We start from the raw sequence: 17,186 nt of genomic DNA, 5'->3' as shown, positions 1-17,186 counted from the left end.
AATGAACGGATAAGCCTCGGATAGTTCTTCTTTTCAAGAAATATCAAGTTTGATGTAACGGACTCCCGCACACGACCCTCGGCTACGCCTCGGGTCGAGAGGGCTTCGTCCCCCTTCGACCCGCTAAATAGCAATTTTAGAAGATATTTTTCAGTTAATCCAAAGGAAAAAATTATATTCTCTGCTTCGTATAATCGCGATTATCTTTTTTTGTCGCGCGAGAATCGCCGAGAGTTCCGCCGGAGGCGTCGAGGCTTCGCCGAGAGTTTGCAGCGTTTTAAAATATTTCCTTCAAAAATAATGAAGAGCGTAGCAAATAGCAGGTAAATAACGAACTTTGCGAATTAATATGCGCAATTCACCTCAACAATTTGCTTTTCTCTTATTTTTTTCGAGAAGAAATTACGCAAAAAAAGGACAAACACTCGGCGATTATCGCGCACGCGATTGATGAAAAAAATATTTTTTTCTTTGATTTTCTTCTGTTTTTCTTTTTGTTTTATTTTCTTTTTTTGTTCTTTTCTTATCACTTTTTCACTCGTCTTCCATCCTATGGGATATGACTTTTCCCGAATTGTTTCTTTGGAGTCTCCCTTTAAGTCGTGTAACGCAGAATTGCGGAACCATCAGCAATGAGCAGGAAGTTAATCGCCACTGCATAGACAATGAGATCGCAAGGATGAACCGCGTCACAATAAGAGCTGACGAAATCAATGTAGAATTCACGTGCGCGAGAAATGTTAATGTGTCCGGATGGCTGATAACTGCCAGGATAGAAGTTAAAGTTCAGCATTAGCGCGCCGGTATCTTCTGGCGATACAATGTTTTGACCACCATAAGTCCAAGTGAGATAATCGCGATAGAAATCAGATGCGAGAATATCGTAGACCTTATTGCCGTGAACCACAACTTGCAGAGTATCGATTGTTTCTGCATAGACTGGGACAACAGTGCGTTCGCCTGCGTAAACTGAGGTCAATGACTTAGTCAACCCAGCTACATCATTCCAGGCGGATGCCACGCCAGTAGTAAGCCGCGACGATATCTGCTGGGTTGGGCGCAATTCTTCATCAACAACACTCGTGAATTGGCACCAATCGCGATGCATGTTGGTATTCACAGTGCTCGTATTAACCACTGGACGCATTCCGACAAACAATGTTTCAGTTGGCCACTTTAGCTGATTCATCAGCTCGCTTCCACTTGCAACAGATTCGCGGATAGTTTGCATGCGATGTACACGAATTAGTGAAAATCCGATACGCTTCATGTAGATATCGTGAATTTCGGGATTCATGAATAAATTATTGATGTACAAATCACAAATAGAGATGCGCTGAGTTGTATCAATAACGGAACCAGCTGCCAGATATGGAGTTCTCGTGACAGTTGTTTCGGTGTTAATTGTATTAACTTGCGCCGCAGTACCAGCTGTCACGGCATCATCAGCAGTCGCGCGCTCAACAGTAAGTTGCAAATAGAGATCGCCAGGTGCAACAGAGAGTAGTAGATTCTGTGCTGCAAGGTCAATATTGATGAAACGCTGTCCATAAGGAATTGCAACGGAAGGAATTGCAAGATGAACATCGCGATTGAACCAGAAGAAAAGAGGAATCCACAATGATAGCGCCGGCTGCAATGCCTTGGGCGTCTGAGGACCAGAAACGATCTGAGAAACTTTCCTCGAAGTAACGGCAGAAACGTCCGGAGCACCGGCAGGAAGTGCGCCTCCAGCGGTTACTAATCCAGCGGCATATGCTGGGAATCCGAATGTGGAACCAGCAACAGAAGTCAAATCAGTATAAGAATCAACTGGAACTTCCTGACCCATGAGGCGTTTCCAGCTCACGACCTTATTCGGCGGGATTTTGAATTTGCTGTAGAAAAGTACAGTATCCGAAGTGTAATCATCGAGAGGATTGCCATTGACATTGAACGCGACCTTAGCGAAAAGACGAATACCAGGATAATCGCAATAGCGAACGAAATTTGACGCAGCTGCGCCAACTGCGAGAATAGTTCCAGCGGAATTAACATAGCGATAAGTATTTATCGTCCATGTTCCAGTTGTGGCTGGACCAACCGGTACAACGCCGATGGCATTCGTTCGCCCAACAGTTAGACCGCCAACCACGATATCAGCCTCACCGGCGCCAGTTGGCATTGCCGGGAATGCGGGAATAGTTCCAACAGTTGCTGCGGTTGCCGCGAGAATTACATTTACAACCATATCCGAGAAGAAATCTCCATATTGAGGAATGCTGAATGAAATCGAAGTTCCGTACTGCGGAGTTCCAGAACTCGTGCGAACCTTCGTGTATTCATGACTGATTGCGGCGAACGGCTTGAAATGCGCATTCACGAAAAGAATGTGAGATTGTTCGATATCGACCAGCGTAGGCGTCACATCGACTTCCTTCCTCTGTGCACGCGCGCACATGAGTTGCTTAATGCGCTCATTGAGCAAATCCGTTGCCATGAGCATTTTGTCTGCCTTGCCATCATTGGCGATAAGCTGAAATACACCTCCAGTTGCCATTACTCTTTGCTTCTACCGACTTGAAACGCCGAAGTCCAAATTGTATATATACTGCACAAAAAATAATTCTTGGCGAAAATTAATTCGGCGGTTCGTCAATCATAAGCGCGGCAGCATTTTCAAGGCGATTTATAGCGGCAATCACAGCTTTCGCGATAGGGAGATTAATCGATTAAATTGAATTTCTTCTCTTGAAATATAAAATCAATGGCGAACATTTTACCAACGCAAGGCGACGAAGAGATATTCGGCGATTTTCCACTGCGGCACACTTATATTTCGCAATCCGAGATTCGCGCGAAATTCGAGGCTCTTCGGCGTGTTTCGCCGCAATTCGATATTCTGCCAACGCCGTATTATATTAAAGCAATTCCCGATTTGGATGTGCGTTTCTTCGATCCAGTCACAGGAAAAAGCAATTTTGTTATTCTCGTCGTCGGCGCAAATGATTTCTTAGATTATGGAGTTATTGTTGATTGGTTTACAGAACCGCAGCGAATTCGCGCGCGTATGAGCGGCGAAAAGCAAACTCCGCTGGAATCGTATCTTTCGCGCGACGATTATTTCAAGAGAAAAGCGACTTCAGCCGCGATGCACGACCCAGCGATGCGCGGGCAAAAATTCGTCTTCGTGTTGCGCGAAATTATTTACCGCGACGCCGCGCGCGAAGTATCGACTTTTCGCGTAAATGTTATGGCGGCAATGATTCGCCGCTTTTCCGCGAGGCGTATTTTAGATCCGTGTGCCGGATGGGGTTCGCGGCTTCTCGGCGCGATAGCAGAAGATGTCGATTATTATTGCGGGGTCGACCCTAATGCAGAACTTCATCCCGCGTATCGCGAAATGATAGACTTTTTCTCGCGCGATTCGCTGCGCGGGCATTATGATATGATTTGCGCGCCATTTGAAACCGCGCAATTGCCAGATGCGTGCAAGGATGTTGATTTAGTTATTACATCGCCTCCTTATTTTGATTATGAAATTTATTCCAGCGACCCGCAACAAAGCATAATCGCGCATTCCGGCTTTGAAGCATGGTATAATGATTTTCTTATTCCGCTATTCCGCAAATCTGTCACTTGCGCAAAAATAGGCGGCATTATTGCGATTATCATAAGCGATCCACTGCCCAATCCAAATTCGCGCGGGTGCCGCGAACCATTCGTACAGCGCATGATCGCAGATTTCAATCGGCAATACAACGCGCGCTATTTGGGCGTAATCGCGTATGCGGAGAAATCAATCAAAAATCGACAATCTATTTATCGTTCACCACAGCCGATATTCATTTGGCAAAAGAAAGAATGAGAATACTCTTGCAAAAAAATAATAGCACACTCTCTATTTACGCGATAACGGCTACTGAAATGATGAGCGCGATAATCGCGATTATTGTCCCAATCGCGCCGAAAAGATTCTGCAATTGTCCGCTTCCCATCATTTCCCATATTTTTCGTTGTCGCTGCTTTCTATTAACCATATTTTTTACGTAATGCAAATCGCATTGCGAAATTTTTACTTTTTTTTTGATTTGGTCTTGCCCATGGCTTGAACGACTCTTACCTTGAACGCTTCAGACAACTCGCGCGATTCATCGTCCTTCATTTGCCTAAAAGCGAGAAGAATGCCAAGTTCCTCAGCGTTTTTAACAACTAAATCGCTGGGAGTTGAATGGTCAATCGCGTCAATCGCCTGATAAAGCGTATCGATTGCTGCATTGAGTTGCGAATCGGCTTCATCATATTCTTCTTGCGGTGCGTCATTGCTACTTATCGAAGAAATAATCGATTTTATTGCCGCTTCGATATTAGCCTGAATGTTGCGGACCAAATCAGCGAGTTCGCGAATCGGCGCTGTGAGCGCATCTGTTATCGCGCCATTAGGAGTTTGCACCGCGCATTGAACATCCAAAGGAACAGATGATTTTCCCAATTGAGTAATTGTCGCAGTTTGCGATGAATGAATTTGTGGCGCCGGGGGCAGCGATTTGGCGATTTGCGAAGACTGATCGCGCTGTGGATTTTGGAGTGCCGGCAAAATGCCTTCAACAGTTGACGCAACTTGGCGATTCAATTCCTCCAACTGCTTCTGCATCACTTGAAGCTGAAGAATTGTTGCATCTCGCGGGGTCTGTGCGGCGCAAACTGGTGTAATTGCTGCAGCGTGGCGAATTTTATGCCCGCTTCCGGATTTGAGGTGATATATTTTCGGCTGAGTTGTACTCATAGTTAACACGCGTTACAAAAAGGTGAAAACACTTCGTATATATTAAAATTATACAAAAAAATATCTCGATTTTATACAATTAATTCCATCGCGATGCGCAATATGATTTATGCCGATGCCGTGGCAGTGCCTTCCTGCGCCGTATAAATAAGCGTGCCAGTGCGCGATGCGGCATCGAGATTTTCAATAACGACGCTGAAACCAGTTGCGGTACGCGCGCAAATGTGATAATTTATTCCGAAGCGTTCATCATCGACACTCAGGCTGCACAGAACATGCGGCGGCAAATGCACGAATGAAACGCCGCTAAATGCGATTTCCATCTTGATACTCGAATTTTGAGCAACTGTAAATGTGCTTTCGCCACGGACGATAATTTCCTTGTGGTCGTTCAGGACATTCAAGTCCGACTTAAATGGGACAATACTTTGTCTTGGAACTGCTGCCATTACTTACGCCGTATATTTATTTGAGCAAAAAAATAAATCGAAATAATCACCACCGCCAGTTTATTAGAAAAATGAAGAGTGTTACGGGCTGTTTTGCACTTGATATGTGATTGATATGAAGAAGCCAGCATTTCCACTCGCTGTGAATGCCGTCGTAGCAAGCACTCCTGCGCCAATTTTGATTTCTCCTGTTGAGAGAATGCTTACCGAGCCAAGAATATCGACAGAATTATCAATAACGGGGACAAGCTGCGTTATAGCATAATCCGTTGGACGATAAGCAGATGGCAATAAATAATCCGTTGTGCCATCCGATTGTTTACAAATAAAAGCAGCATTATTGGCTGCTGGAGCCGTTATCAGTGTAAATAGCAGTGATACAGTATGCCCGATGCGTTCCATGTAAATGTTGCCATTGTCCGGCGTCGCGAACGGTCCTGCCCATTTAATAGAAGCAACAGCAGGGCGCATATGATATTTCAGCTGGTCCCCACTATTTATTGTGATATATGGCGTTGTCATGCCCACAGAAGCCGCGACTATTCCTGTGACATTCAGCGTGGTTCCATTCGGCTGGATTGTCAAATTTGAACTCGTATCACATGTAATATCACAATAGTGAGTATGATCGGAATTGAGGATACGCACAACATCACCCAACATTGACTTTTTCGCGACTGCCAATCCACCGCCGGATACTAATGCGGCGTCGCTGTAAGTCGTTGCGTCCAGTGTATTTCCAATAATAACGCGATCATTTGCTGCGACATTAGCAGTGATTGTTAAATCTCCGGACCCGTTACCGACGGCAAATGAGACAGATTTAGTATGGTCTGCTGAAGTTACTATAAGATTACCGCCCAAGTATGATTTCCCACTGACGCCCAATCCGCCACTCAAGACGACCGATGCTGCATTGTATGCAGTTGCTTCTGTTGTATTCGAGAACGAAATTGTACTTGTCGTTAGGTCAGTTGTAGTGATTGTCAAGTTGGAACTTCCATCGCAGCTGATTTCTCCGTATTTCGCACGATCGCCAGAATTAAGGATGCGTACTGTATTGCCGAGGAACGATTTCATCGCAACAACTAAACCACCGTTCAAAATAACACCCGCGGATGATATGCTCGTCGCATCTGTAACATTGTCTATTGTTAGTATTCCGGCTGTTGCGTCCACGGCTATTATCGCATTTCCGCCATTGAACGATTCGAGCATTAAACTTTTCGTGCCATTTATAACTTTGAATACGGACGCAGTAGCAGAACTCGTTGTAAATGATGCTACCGCCGTTGAATTATCAATACTAAATGTACCATTCTTTGTGTTGTCAGCGGAATAGATAGTTACATCTCCGCCCAAACGTGATTTCGCGGCAACAGAAAGCCCTCCATTTACGACAAACGCGGCGGCTCCGATGGCAGAAGCATCAGTTGTATTTCCAATAATTACCATATCACTTGCGGCGGTTCCAGATGTAATTGTCAAATCGCCGTTCGCATCACTAACAGAAAATGTTGCTTTATTTGCATGCGTTGAGCCGGACCATAGAGTGATATCGTCGCCAAACTGACTTTTAAGTTTTACGCCCAATCCGCCGCTTACCAATAGAGCTGCAGACATTACCGAGTGCGTAGCGCCGGACGCATCTAATGTGTTCGAGAGATGGATGCGATTTAACGCCGAATCGCCAGTCGCGATGGTTAAATCGCCCCCACGTCCAGTAGGAGGGGCAACAGCTGATGCAACAACCATTGTAGCAGAATATGCATGCGCAGTATTTGAATAGAGCGTAATATCTCCGCCAAGATATGATTTTTTTGCAACAGAAAGCCCTCCACTCGTAACCAATGATGCTACTGTTAACGAAGATGCGTCTGTTGTATTACTGAATGTTATGACGCCACTTCCAAGGGAATACGCGGATATCGCTAAATTCCCATCTATGTCGACAGTGAATGTTGACTCGCGGTGAAACAAATCTGGATCGACATTATAATGAATAGCCAACTTATTTCCAACTCGGCAAATCTTTTTTACAATCATTCCTCCATTAGATAATATTGAAGGAATATCAGCCCATGATGTAGCTGTATCTGCCGCTGAACGCACTTGGAGCTTGCTGTATAAAATTGTATATCCCGTCAATAGCGTAGTGGATCCAGGATAATGTGGACAAATAACGAAATATCCATTTGAGTCCGTCTCCATATAACATTTGTACGTATGTGCCGGAGCCGTAGAATACACCGTTAAAGATCCTCCAACAACCAGTCGTTTATCGATACTCATTCCGCCATCTAATTGAACACCTGCGGGTCCAAGAATCGGTTCATTTGGCGCAACAGGATTTAAACTAACGTCCAGTGTATTCTTGAAGTGTGTGAGATTTGTCGCGAGAGTTCCCGCGGTTATTTCCAAATCACCACCGCGCCCAACAGGAGGCGGATCCACCGCGGCATTGATAATCAATGATGCGGAATATGTATGCGCGGTATTCGAATAAAGCGTGATATCGCCGCCGAGATAAGATTTTTTTGCGACGCCCAAACCGCCAGAAGAAATCATTGCTGCGGTTCCAATCGCGGATGCATCCGTTGTATTTCCAATAATCACCATATCGCTCGCGGCAGTCCCAGATGTAATTGTCAAATCGCCATTCGCATCACTAACAGAAAATGTCGCTTTATTAGCATGCGTTGAGCCGGACCACAGAGTAATATCGTCGCCAAACTGACTTTTAAGTTTTACGCCCAATCCGCCGCTTACCAATAGAGCCGCGGACATATCAGCATACGCCGCGCCAGAGGCATCGAGAGTATTCGTGAAATTAACGCGATTTGTAGCTGTGACGCCAGTCGAAATGCTTAAATCGCCCCCGCGTCCAACTGGCGGGGCATCAACCGAAGCATTAACGACGAATGCCGATGAATATGTGTGCGCTGTATTCGAATAAAGCGTGATATCTCCACCGAGATACGATTTTTTTGCAACACTCAAGCCGCCAGATGAAATCAGTGCGGCAGTTCCAAGGGCGGATGCTTCTAAAGTATTTCCAATAATGACCATATCATCCGCCGCAGTTCCAGATGTAATTGTCAAATCCGCCGTACCATTTACACTAAATAGAGCAAATGCTCCATCTGTGTGACCGTTGTCGTATAATTTCAAATTTCCGCCAATTTGGCATTGTTTCATTACACCTAAACCGCCGCTCAGCAATACGGCAGCGTTCATATCAGCAAATGCAGCGCCAGTCGCATCAAGAGTATTCGTGAAATTAACGCGATTTGTAGCTGTGACGCCAGTCGAAATGCTTAAATCGCCCCCGCGTCCAACTGGCGGGGCATCAGCCGAAGCATCAACAATAAATGTCGATGAATACGTATGTGCAGTATTCGAATAAAGTGTGATATCGCCGCCGAGGAAAGACTTTTTTGCAACACTCAAGCCGCCAGATGAAATCAGTGCGGCAGTTCCAATGGCGGATGCATCTAAAGTATTTCCAATGGCGACCATATCACTCGCAGCGGTTCCGGATGTAATTGTTAAATCGCCGAAAGCATCCTCAGAGAAAATCGCGATACTCGTACCATTTGCGTTATATAACGAAATTTGCCCGCCAACGGATGGTCTAAGTTCTAATATACTACTCGTATCCACTCGAATTTTGGCATAATGTGTTGCATCTGCATTGTAAAGTGAAATCGCGCCTTCCGATGTGCCAGATGCCGATGGAATAAGAGAGATTGTCGCATTCGCGTCGACTTTCGCCTTCATCCAGACCGCTGGAGTATTCGGCTGACAAATCAAAAGACTTCCCTTCGTGCCATCGTCCGCAGTGTCATATGGAACAATGGAAAGATTACTTAAATCATCAAGACTGAAATCGTAATAATATGAAGAAGTAAAACAATTCGTACTATATGACGTAGCGATACCGGATGTGTTATAGAAACGAATGACTGAAGTTGTGGTCCCTGAATATGGGGCAATATAGAATCTTCCTGATACTGAATCCATTGCTGCAAAAGTAAGAGTTGACGAAATCATTTCTGATTCCCAAATGACAATCTTTCCACCAGCCCATATTTGCTTGTTGACAAGTATGCCTCCTCGCGCTATAAAACCCGCGGTTCCAACACCATTCACTAATGAAGCCTCAGTGGTATGCATCACAATAACACGCCCGGCTGCCTGATTCGGAGTAAATGTAATATCATTACTGCTATCGATCTTAATTTTTTCGTACGCAGTCGCGCCTCTGAGGGTGGCTAACACGAAAGTTGGACCCGCAGTGGCGGCAACTGGCGATATATCTAATGCTCCTTCATTTCCAGCGTCTCTCCGAACATACATACGAAACGTATAAAATGCATTATCTGATCTTAACGCGAAGCCGCCAGAAGATGATGATGGCGGTAAAATTGCGAAATCACTATTAACATCGTTGACAGATAAAACCGTGTATTTCGCGTGAGTGCCGGTCGAATACATCGTGATATCATCGCCAATTTGGCTTTTCTTTTTTACGCATAAGCCGCCGTCAATTTTCATTGCAGCAGTCATATTTGCGTAAAGTACGCCGGACGCGTCCAGTGTATTTGCAACTATCACTCTGTGTGTTGCTAAGGTTCCTGCTGTTATTGTCAATTCGCCAGTTGTTGCGACATCGAATTTTGAACAAGCCGCCGCAGTTGTACCAGCCCAGAATTTATAACTCGATGCGAGCGGCGTTAAATCGCATGCGAAATCAGTTATTCCAATGCCAGATGAGCTCAATGTCTGATAACGCGTTGCATCTGAGAATAATTTCACAATACTCTGATTTGTTCCGAGAATAGTCCACCCGGAAGCGTAGACTATTTCCGTTGGATATCCCGGGAATCCGCTTCCATGCGTGTAGAGTGATAATCCCTCATATGGTACGGTTTCAACCCAAATCACGCCATTTGATTCATAAATATAATTTGCCGCCCAGCCACCATTGGATACCTTTGCAATCCACCTATCGCCCAAGTGTCCTACTGGGTCTGGCAGTGGGTCTGTATCATTTGGAAAAGTTCCAAGAACAGGTTGCGCGAATGGCGCGGAATCGGCATATTGTTTCGTGGCAACTTCAAGCGCGGAAATTGGGTCGCGCGATACTTCCATTGTGCCAGTAAGCGTAATATCGATGAATTGCGGCGATGCGGTGGTTTTCAAATCTTGCCCAAAATGAGCAGTTGTCGAATTTCCAGTATGATTCGTGAAATCTATTTGATTTGCCTTTGCAGAAAGAGCGGTATTCATTGCGAGGAGATTTGGAATATCATTATCCACTAATGCAACGTAAGGACTTTGTAGTTGTGCGGCGACAACTAATCCGCCGAAATTCGATGCAGCACCTACCAAAATGCCTCCTGTGACTTGTAGCGCACCGGTTCCAGCGATTGAATATGCCTCGGCATTTGTGATTTTCAGCCGAGATGCGGATGAAATATCGCCTCCCAGAGTCAAAGGCGAAAGAGTGTTAAATTTACCTTCTGTTGATGAAACAGCTGCCAAATCAATAACTGTTGTTGAACCGACCCCAATTGCCGTAAGAGAATTTGCAAGAGAAATAGTTGTGAGTACTTGCGCGGAAATTGTATCAGTAAGTATTCCATTAGGGAAAGACACGGTTGCTGTTGCGCCGCCAATTTCAATATCACTTCCATCGAATATGATTGTCGAGCTTATTAGTCCGCCAGATTCCGTCAGTGTGATTGTGGGTGAAGCGACAGCAGAAATTTCAAGCCCCGCGAATTGCGGCGAACCCGAGTCTTTCAAATCTTGCCCAAAATGAGCCGTAGTTGAATTACCCGTGTGATTCGTGAAATCTATTTGATTTGCCTTTGCGGAAAGAGCGGTGTTCATTGCGAGGAGATTTGGAATATCATTATCAACTAAAGCAACATATGCACTTTGCAAATGGTTGACAGTTACTAATCCGCCAAAATCTGATGCAGCGCCGACAGAAATTCCGCCCGTAACCTGCAAAGCTCCAGTCCCTGCGATTGAATACGCTTCTACATTTGTGATTTTCAGCCGATTCGCTGTTGTTATATCGCCGCCGGCGAGCGATGAAAGAGTGTCGAATTTGCCTTCCGTTGACGAGACTACGGCTAAATCAATAACTGTCGTCGAACCAACGCCAATCGCAGTAAGGGAATTTGCAAGAGAAATAGTCGCAAGCGCGTGTGCCGAAATTGTATCAGTAAGTATTCCACTCGAAAAAGACGCCGTTGCGCCACTAAATTGGACATCGCTACCATCAAATATTATCGTTGCGTTTGCTGCTCCTTGTGTCATTGTTATTGTCGGATTTGCAACTGCTAAAATTGTGAGCCCCGCAAATTGCGGTGCTCCGGAAGTTTTCAAATCTTGACCAAAATGAGCCGTAGTTGAGTTATTCGCATGTGCTGCAATAAGAGAAGTTACCTGTGAAAGTCGCGGAAGATGATTATTTGTCGTTGCGTCAATTTGCGAAGAAACGTTCTGCGATGCCACAATTTGCCCAGTTACGCGGAATATAAATGCAGCTTCCACAGTAACCGCGGAAGACAAGCCTAATTCGCCAGCGACTTGCCCAGAGAATTTCGCATCAGTGGCATCTGTATAAACTGGCGCAGCGGCAGAATAAAATTCAACTTCGCGAGCACGCGTATTCGCCGTTAAATATTGGATTCCTGTTGCGTAAACTGCATTCGTGCGTAAATTCGTTATTCTTGCGCCGACAGCGCCTAAATATTGCACGTGGAGCCCGCTTAAACCAAATGAATCTCCATCTTTGATATATCCCTGCGCAATCCAATTCGCGCCATTCCAGCTGAAAATGCCATTTTTTTCGAGCCCATTCAGCTGAATAGCACCATTTACATCCTCAAAAATAGCATAATTTGAATTAACGGCGTATTCGCCAATAATATTTCCAGCTGGCAGCACGGCATCAGGGTCGAGAAGTTGAATATTTTGCTCAACAATATGTGTATCAATTTGCGCGTGAGTATGAACACCAATATTAGTTAACAATGTATGGTCTTGGTTTGCTATCGCCGCGTTCCACGTCGCTCCATCGAATATTTCAAAGTTGGAAATCGCGATATCGTAAACATGCCATCCGATTACTGGAATACCATCATCATCCCATGTTGTCGTTCCGTCATTCCAAGTATAAATGTGATTAATCGTCCAAGCATCGACTGTTGCTGTCGCAATATAACGGTCACCATTCGCTGGACCAAGGGGGATAACTGCTCTTTTATCGAGTACAGGCGTTCCGCGCAAACCAAGCGCGAAAATAGAATCATCAACGTACACTTTTGGTGCTGCATCAGAATCGCCCGTTGGAGTTGGCACATGCGGAGATTGAATAAAAGAGACAAATGTTCCGGCATCTTCTGTATCGATTTGATGCGCGGATGCAGCATACGCGATTTTCAAATGCTGAACAACTCCAGTATCTTCTCCATCTCGAAGGAAAAATGCCGCGGCTGTTGTAGCGCCAGAATACCAGCCGGAATATACGCCAGCAAAAGTTGGCGTTCCAGTTGCGCGCAAATCTTGACCAAAATGAGCAGTCGTCACATTATTAATATGCGAATCGATTTGCGTGTGCGAATAAGTCGCTGCGCCACCATTAATATCTGCGTGTGTAATTAATGTTTCGAACAATTGCCAATGCCCAGCCACAGTGTACTGCATCAATCTCCCCGCATAAGTAATGTCTTCTGTGCAGTACGCAATTGTGCCATCAATCGGCACTGTAATAAGCCAATCAGTCGCGGGGAAATTGACATATTCATAGATGGTATATGGCGCCTCGAATAAAATCCATCTATCGCCAACAACTGGCAAAAGTGGCGGAATAACATCGCCGCCGCGCAGGAAACTCTTAAATGGAAATTGCGCAATTTTCGAATACAAACGCGCATTATCTACTGCAGCATCAAGAGAAGCGGCATCGCCAGTTACTGTGGGATACGGCACATTTGGCGATTGTGTGAAAATAACGCCGCCTGATGTGCCCCCCTGAATTCGCGCGCGCCCTCCTGCACCTCCACGGTCGATTATGAAATCGTCTGCTGCATCAACACCGGCAACAATTAAACTCGTCGTGACGCGTGCTGTGCCGCGAAATTCAGTAATCGCGCTTAACACTGGGTCAATATAAAGAACATTATCTGCGGCACGAATCAGGAAATTCGCTAATCCGCCGGCTGCAATTGAAAGCCGCAAATTCGCAGTTGTTCCTCCTTGCACTTCGAGACCAACTGTTCCTGGTGATGGCTCCGCAGCAACGCCAATTGACACTCCAGTCGCTGGAATCGATAATCCTTCTGCCGGAATTGTAAAAATCGCCCAAGAATGGTCCCCGCTAATGGATAATGACGCCGTTCCAGCGAGCGCGCCAGTTGCGCTGCCGAATTCAACAGTGCCGAAACGCCCTAAACCGCCAGAATGAATTTCTGAGACTATTCCTAGATTTAAATTCCCTGTTACTACAATTTCGCCTGCGAGCGTCAATTCCGATAATGCCGCAAGAGAAAGTCCATTCACGTTCGTAAGAGAGATTTTATCATTTGCTGCAACTTCGAACGTCGCCACTGCTGCGCCGCCGCCAACATCTGTGCACATTCTGATTTGCGATGCCGGGGCTGCAGCGCCATCGCCGTCAATGAGAAGCCCGCGAAATGTTGGAATCGCTGATATTGCCAAATTTTGCCATCCATGCGCTGTTGTCGTATCGCCAATATGCGAATCGATTTGCGCATGCGTATTCACGCCAATATTCAGTAAGTCATTATGGTCAAGTGTTATTCCCATCGGCGACCACGTGCCCGTGCTTGTGAAAATTATTGCCTTGTGCGAATATTTGACTCCGCCTTCGACATAAAGCGCGGTTCCCGCTGTAGGAACGATTTCATGCCAATTTCCGGCAATGGCATCCCACTGGTAAATCGAATTTACATTCCACACTACTGAGCCGACATCCGCAATATAGCGATCGCCATCCGCAGGAACGCCGCCTGGAGGGTCGACATTAAATTGTATAACAGAAGGTTGCCAATCTGCGCCATGAATTAGCGCATCAACGTATTCTTTTGTGACAACTTCAAGAGGATTAACTGGAGCGGTGCCATCAAGCAAACGAAGCGTGCCGTTACTAATATCAACCGCCGCGGAAATATTAAATGGGCGAATAACGCCGGTTCCCGTGGCAACGCTCGCCAATTCGTAGCCAGTGCCATTCCAATGAATAGTGAGATATTCTCTATCGACATCTCCTGGCTTTCCAACGACATCGAGGATAAAAGCTGCATTAGCGTCTGAATATGTTGTAGCATGTATTGCGCCCAGCGCATCGCGTTTTACTATTGAATCAGCACTGGACGCTGCTCCAACACCCGTGACAACATATTCTTTGACTTCTTCGCCAATTGAACCGACTCCAGACGCAATTTTGACCACGCGCGGAATCGCATCACCGCCAGACATATCTGCGCCTAATCCGCCTCTTGAAGCAGCTAATTGCGCTTCAGAAGAAAGTGCACCGCCAACTGGATTATTAATTATAACGTGTGCTGGCGTTCCTGCGCTAATACCGGCGCGAGGAACATCTGTTAGCCCAATACCAGCGCCATAAAACTTATTTGCGCGCGATTCATCGAGTTGTTGAGTTCCGTCTCTATCCATCGCGCAAATCTACCACTTCTTGCGCTGACGTATATATTTAGATAAGCAACTTTCTGCGGTCGGCTTTATCTTGAAACAAAAAAAGAATCCGCAATAGCACCATCGCGATCGCGTAGTGTTTCATTTGAAATAGCTCAATGCTGCGGCTTCTTCGTCGAGCGGCACTTCTTGCAAATAATGCCGAATGAATCGCACAATCATTGTGTGCGGCTCATCATAAGTTGCCCAATAGAGAATCCGCGGATAATCGAATTGGCAAATTGTACCGCCGCGTTGTCCTTCAATTATTTTTTTAATATTCGCCAATTTGCCGCGATACGCAAGTGCGCATAGGACCGCATTTGCAAACCAAGCCGCGTTTTCTCCGCATCTCGCGCATGCGTCGACAATATCATCCAGTGAAGTCGATTTTTTATCTCGATGGCTAAATTCGCGAATGATGGTAAGTTTTTCCGACGCATCTTTATCGCAAAAATGATAAAGCGCTTTTAATTTCGGCGTCCCACCGCGCGCAATAATGCAAAATACCAAATGCCAAAGAGAAATACTTCCCTCTCGTATAATTTCGTTCGTTGATGCCGCAGTTGTATTCCAGCCGAAACATTCAATGAGAATTGGAATACTTTTTTTATGCACACTTAACGCAAGTGCCACGAGGCGTTCCATATCGAATTGCGCATTCCCACCGCCAATGCCACGAAGTATTCGCTTCAATAATAGCTGGTCCTTGTACAATATCGCGACGTATGCTGATTCCGAGCAAAGCGCGAAAAATGGAAGGGATGGTCTAAATTTGATATAGCGGAGCGGTATTCCAATCAGACGTCCGCGCGATGCGCCAATCGTATTATTATCTGCCGTAGGATATGCCTCTAAAAATTCAAGGATATGCATTGCACGATAAAGAAATATTGGAATACGCAATCGCATGTATAACGCAAGATATATCGCAAATACGCTGCGATGACATTCTCCATTGGAATCGATGTCTATTTGTTCAAACGCTTCATCGCAAAGACAAACGCGCTTGACAAAATTCATCCCGTGAATTTGAGTACTGGCAATATTTGACATATAATAATCCTTATCGAGTACGCCGAGATTCGCAAGTTCTTCTTTAATCATTTCTTTTCGCGTCTCACATTCGCATTTATAATGTACGGGAAAAATCCCAGCGTGGTGCGGATTACTCGAATCATAACGGGAATAGAATAAACGCTCGGTGTAATCGAGAAACCCTTCACCATCGAGAATTGCCGGTGCCGTTTTTCTTTTTTTGTACAATTGAAAAGCGAGTGCAATGAGCGCGCGCGATTGGCAATCGACGGCATCTCTTGCGATCGCGTCAAATGCTTGACAAGAAAATAATCCAATCTTATGCGCGATTACAACGAAATTGCCGCGGAAAATCGCATGCATGCGTTTATTCACTTGCGAGAACATCCAACACTCTCCTGGCGTTAATTGGCAAAATAAATCAAGAAGAAGGTCGTCATTAAGTTGGTCGAATAGATTTTCGCTACCCCTTTCCGCGCGAGATACCGTTCGCTGCGCGCGATTACGCGTGATTTTTCTCGAAGTCGCTGCCATGCGCACGACTTGCGCCTTCCTTATATAATCAGAAATGGTGCATTTCAATTTCGGTGATTTATTCAAAAAAAGCGAAACGCCATTCTATAATAAGCAATTCGCCGCAATCGCGCGACAAACAGAAGAATCTGTCGCGCATAATTGCAACGCGCAGTTTTCCGAGATATCCGCGAGAATCAATATTTCCACAATGCCGCGCAGAAACGCCGAGCGAACGTGCTTGGCAAAATCTCGGTATCGAAAATTATCTTTGCGTGGTTCTGCTGTGGCTCCATCGAATGTGTCGATGCTTTGGCGAGCTGGATTTACTTCCTCAGTTACCATCATGCGAACCAATGCCAAACGTTTTCTACTTTGCGAACAATCCATGCATTCCCATGCGAGCTGCAATAGTTGCCCGCTTTTCGCGACTTGTCGCAGAAATGAATCAAGATAAAGAACAAGTAAAATCATTTCTTCTTCGTATTGATTAAATGCCGGCAATGGCTCGTCCGCGCATCGCCGAGCGATAAACTGGTCGCCTATGATTTGCGCATGAATACTCACAAATTTCGCCATTTGATTTTCAATTTCATCTTTTCTGAGAAGAAATTTAACGTCAATACCGTTACATCGAACTTGATATTTCTTGTAAAGAAGAACTATCCGAGGCTTATCCGTTCATT

General features: G+C 45.4%; 8 protein-coding genes. 1 reads left to right on the top strand and 7 read right to left on the bottom strand.

Features of this window, described 5'->3' with window-relative positions:
* Positions 1-344: 344 nt before the first annotated feature.
* Both M0R33_RS22465 and M0R33_RS22460 read right to left on the bottom strand, forming a co-directional pair.
* On the bottom strand, positions 345-530 hold the full coding sequence (locus M0R33_RS22465; RefSeq protein ID WP_292574207.1) for a hypothetical protein: 186 nt from the start codon (positions 528-530) through the stop codon (positions 345-347).
* A 65-nt stretch (positions 531-595) separates the two neighbouring features.
* Positions 596-2,539: a major capsid protein gene (locus tag M0R33_RS22460; RefSeq protein ID WP_292574206.1), complete on the bottom strand. Its 1,944-nt coding sequence runs from the start codon at positions 2,537-2,539 to the stop codon at positions 596-598.
* Positions 2,540-2,746: 207 nt separating this feature from the next.
* Between M0R33_RS22460 and M0R33_RS22455 the strand changes: the two genes are divergently transcribed.
* Positions 2,747-3,847 (top strand): hypothetical protein, encoded by a 1,101-nt coding sequence (locus M0R33_RS22455; RefSeq protein WP_292574205.1) that lies wholly within the window; start codon positions 2,747-2,749, stop codon positions 3,845-3,847.
* 207 nt (positions 3,848-4,054) lie between these two features.
* Here the strand turns inward: M0R33_RS22455 and M0R33_RS22450 are convergent, their stop codons facing one another.
* The 5 genes from M0R33_RS22450 to M0R33_RS22430 all read right to left on the bottom strand — a co-directional run bounded on the left by M0R33_RS22450 (position 4,055) and on the right by M0R33_RS22430 (position 17,079).
* Positions 4,055-4,765 (bottom strand): hypothetical protein, encoded by a 711-nt coding sequence (locus M0R33_RS22450; RefSeq protein WP_292574204.1) that lies wholly within the window; start codon positions 4,763-4,765, stop codon positions 4,055-4,057.
* Between the two features lie 107 nt (positions 4,766-4,872).
* Entirely contained in the window at positions 4,873-5,214 is a 342-nt protein-coding gene (locus tag M0R33_RS22445; protein ID WP_292574203.1) for a hypothetical protein, read from the bottom strand.
* An 81-nt stretch (positions 5,215-5,295) separates the two neighbouring features.
* A complete protein-coding gene (locus tag M0R33_RS22440; protein ID WP_292574202.1) occupies positions 5,296-14,931 on the bottom strand; it encodes a hypothetical protein in 9,636 nt (3,211 codons plus the stop codon).
* Positions 14,932-15,051: 120 nt separating this feature from the next.
* Positions 15,052-16,587 (bottom strand): hypothetical protein, encoded by a 1,536-nt coding sequence (locus M0R33_RS22435; RefSeq protein ID WP_292574201.1) that lies wholly within the window; start codon positions 16,585-16,587, stop codon positions 15,052-15,054.
* 18 nt (positions 16,588-16,605) lie between these two features.
* A complete protein-coding gene (locus M0R33_RS22430) occupies positions 16,606-17,079 on the bottom strand; it encodes a hypothetical protein (RefSeq protein ID WP_292574200.1) in 474 nt (157 codons plus the stop codon).
* Positions 17,080-17,186: the final 107 nt, after the last annotated feature.

The organism is Methylomonas sp. (assembly GCF_023228165.1).
Taxonomy (GTDB): domain Bacteria; phylum Pseudomonadota; class Gammaproteobacteria; order Methylococcales; family Methylomonadaceae; genus Methylomonas.
The sequence above is the reverse complement of the archived record's forward strand: the minus strand, read 5'-3'. Positions and strand labels throughout refer to the sequence as shown.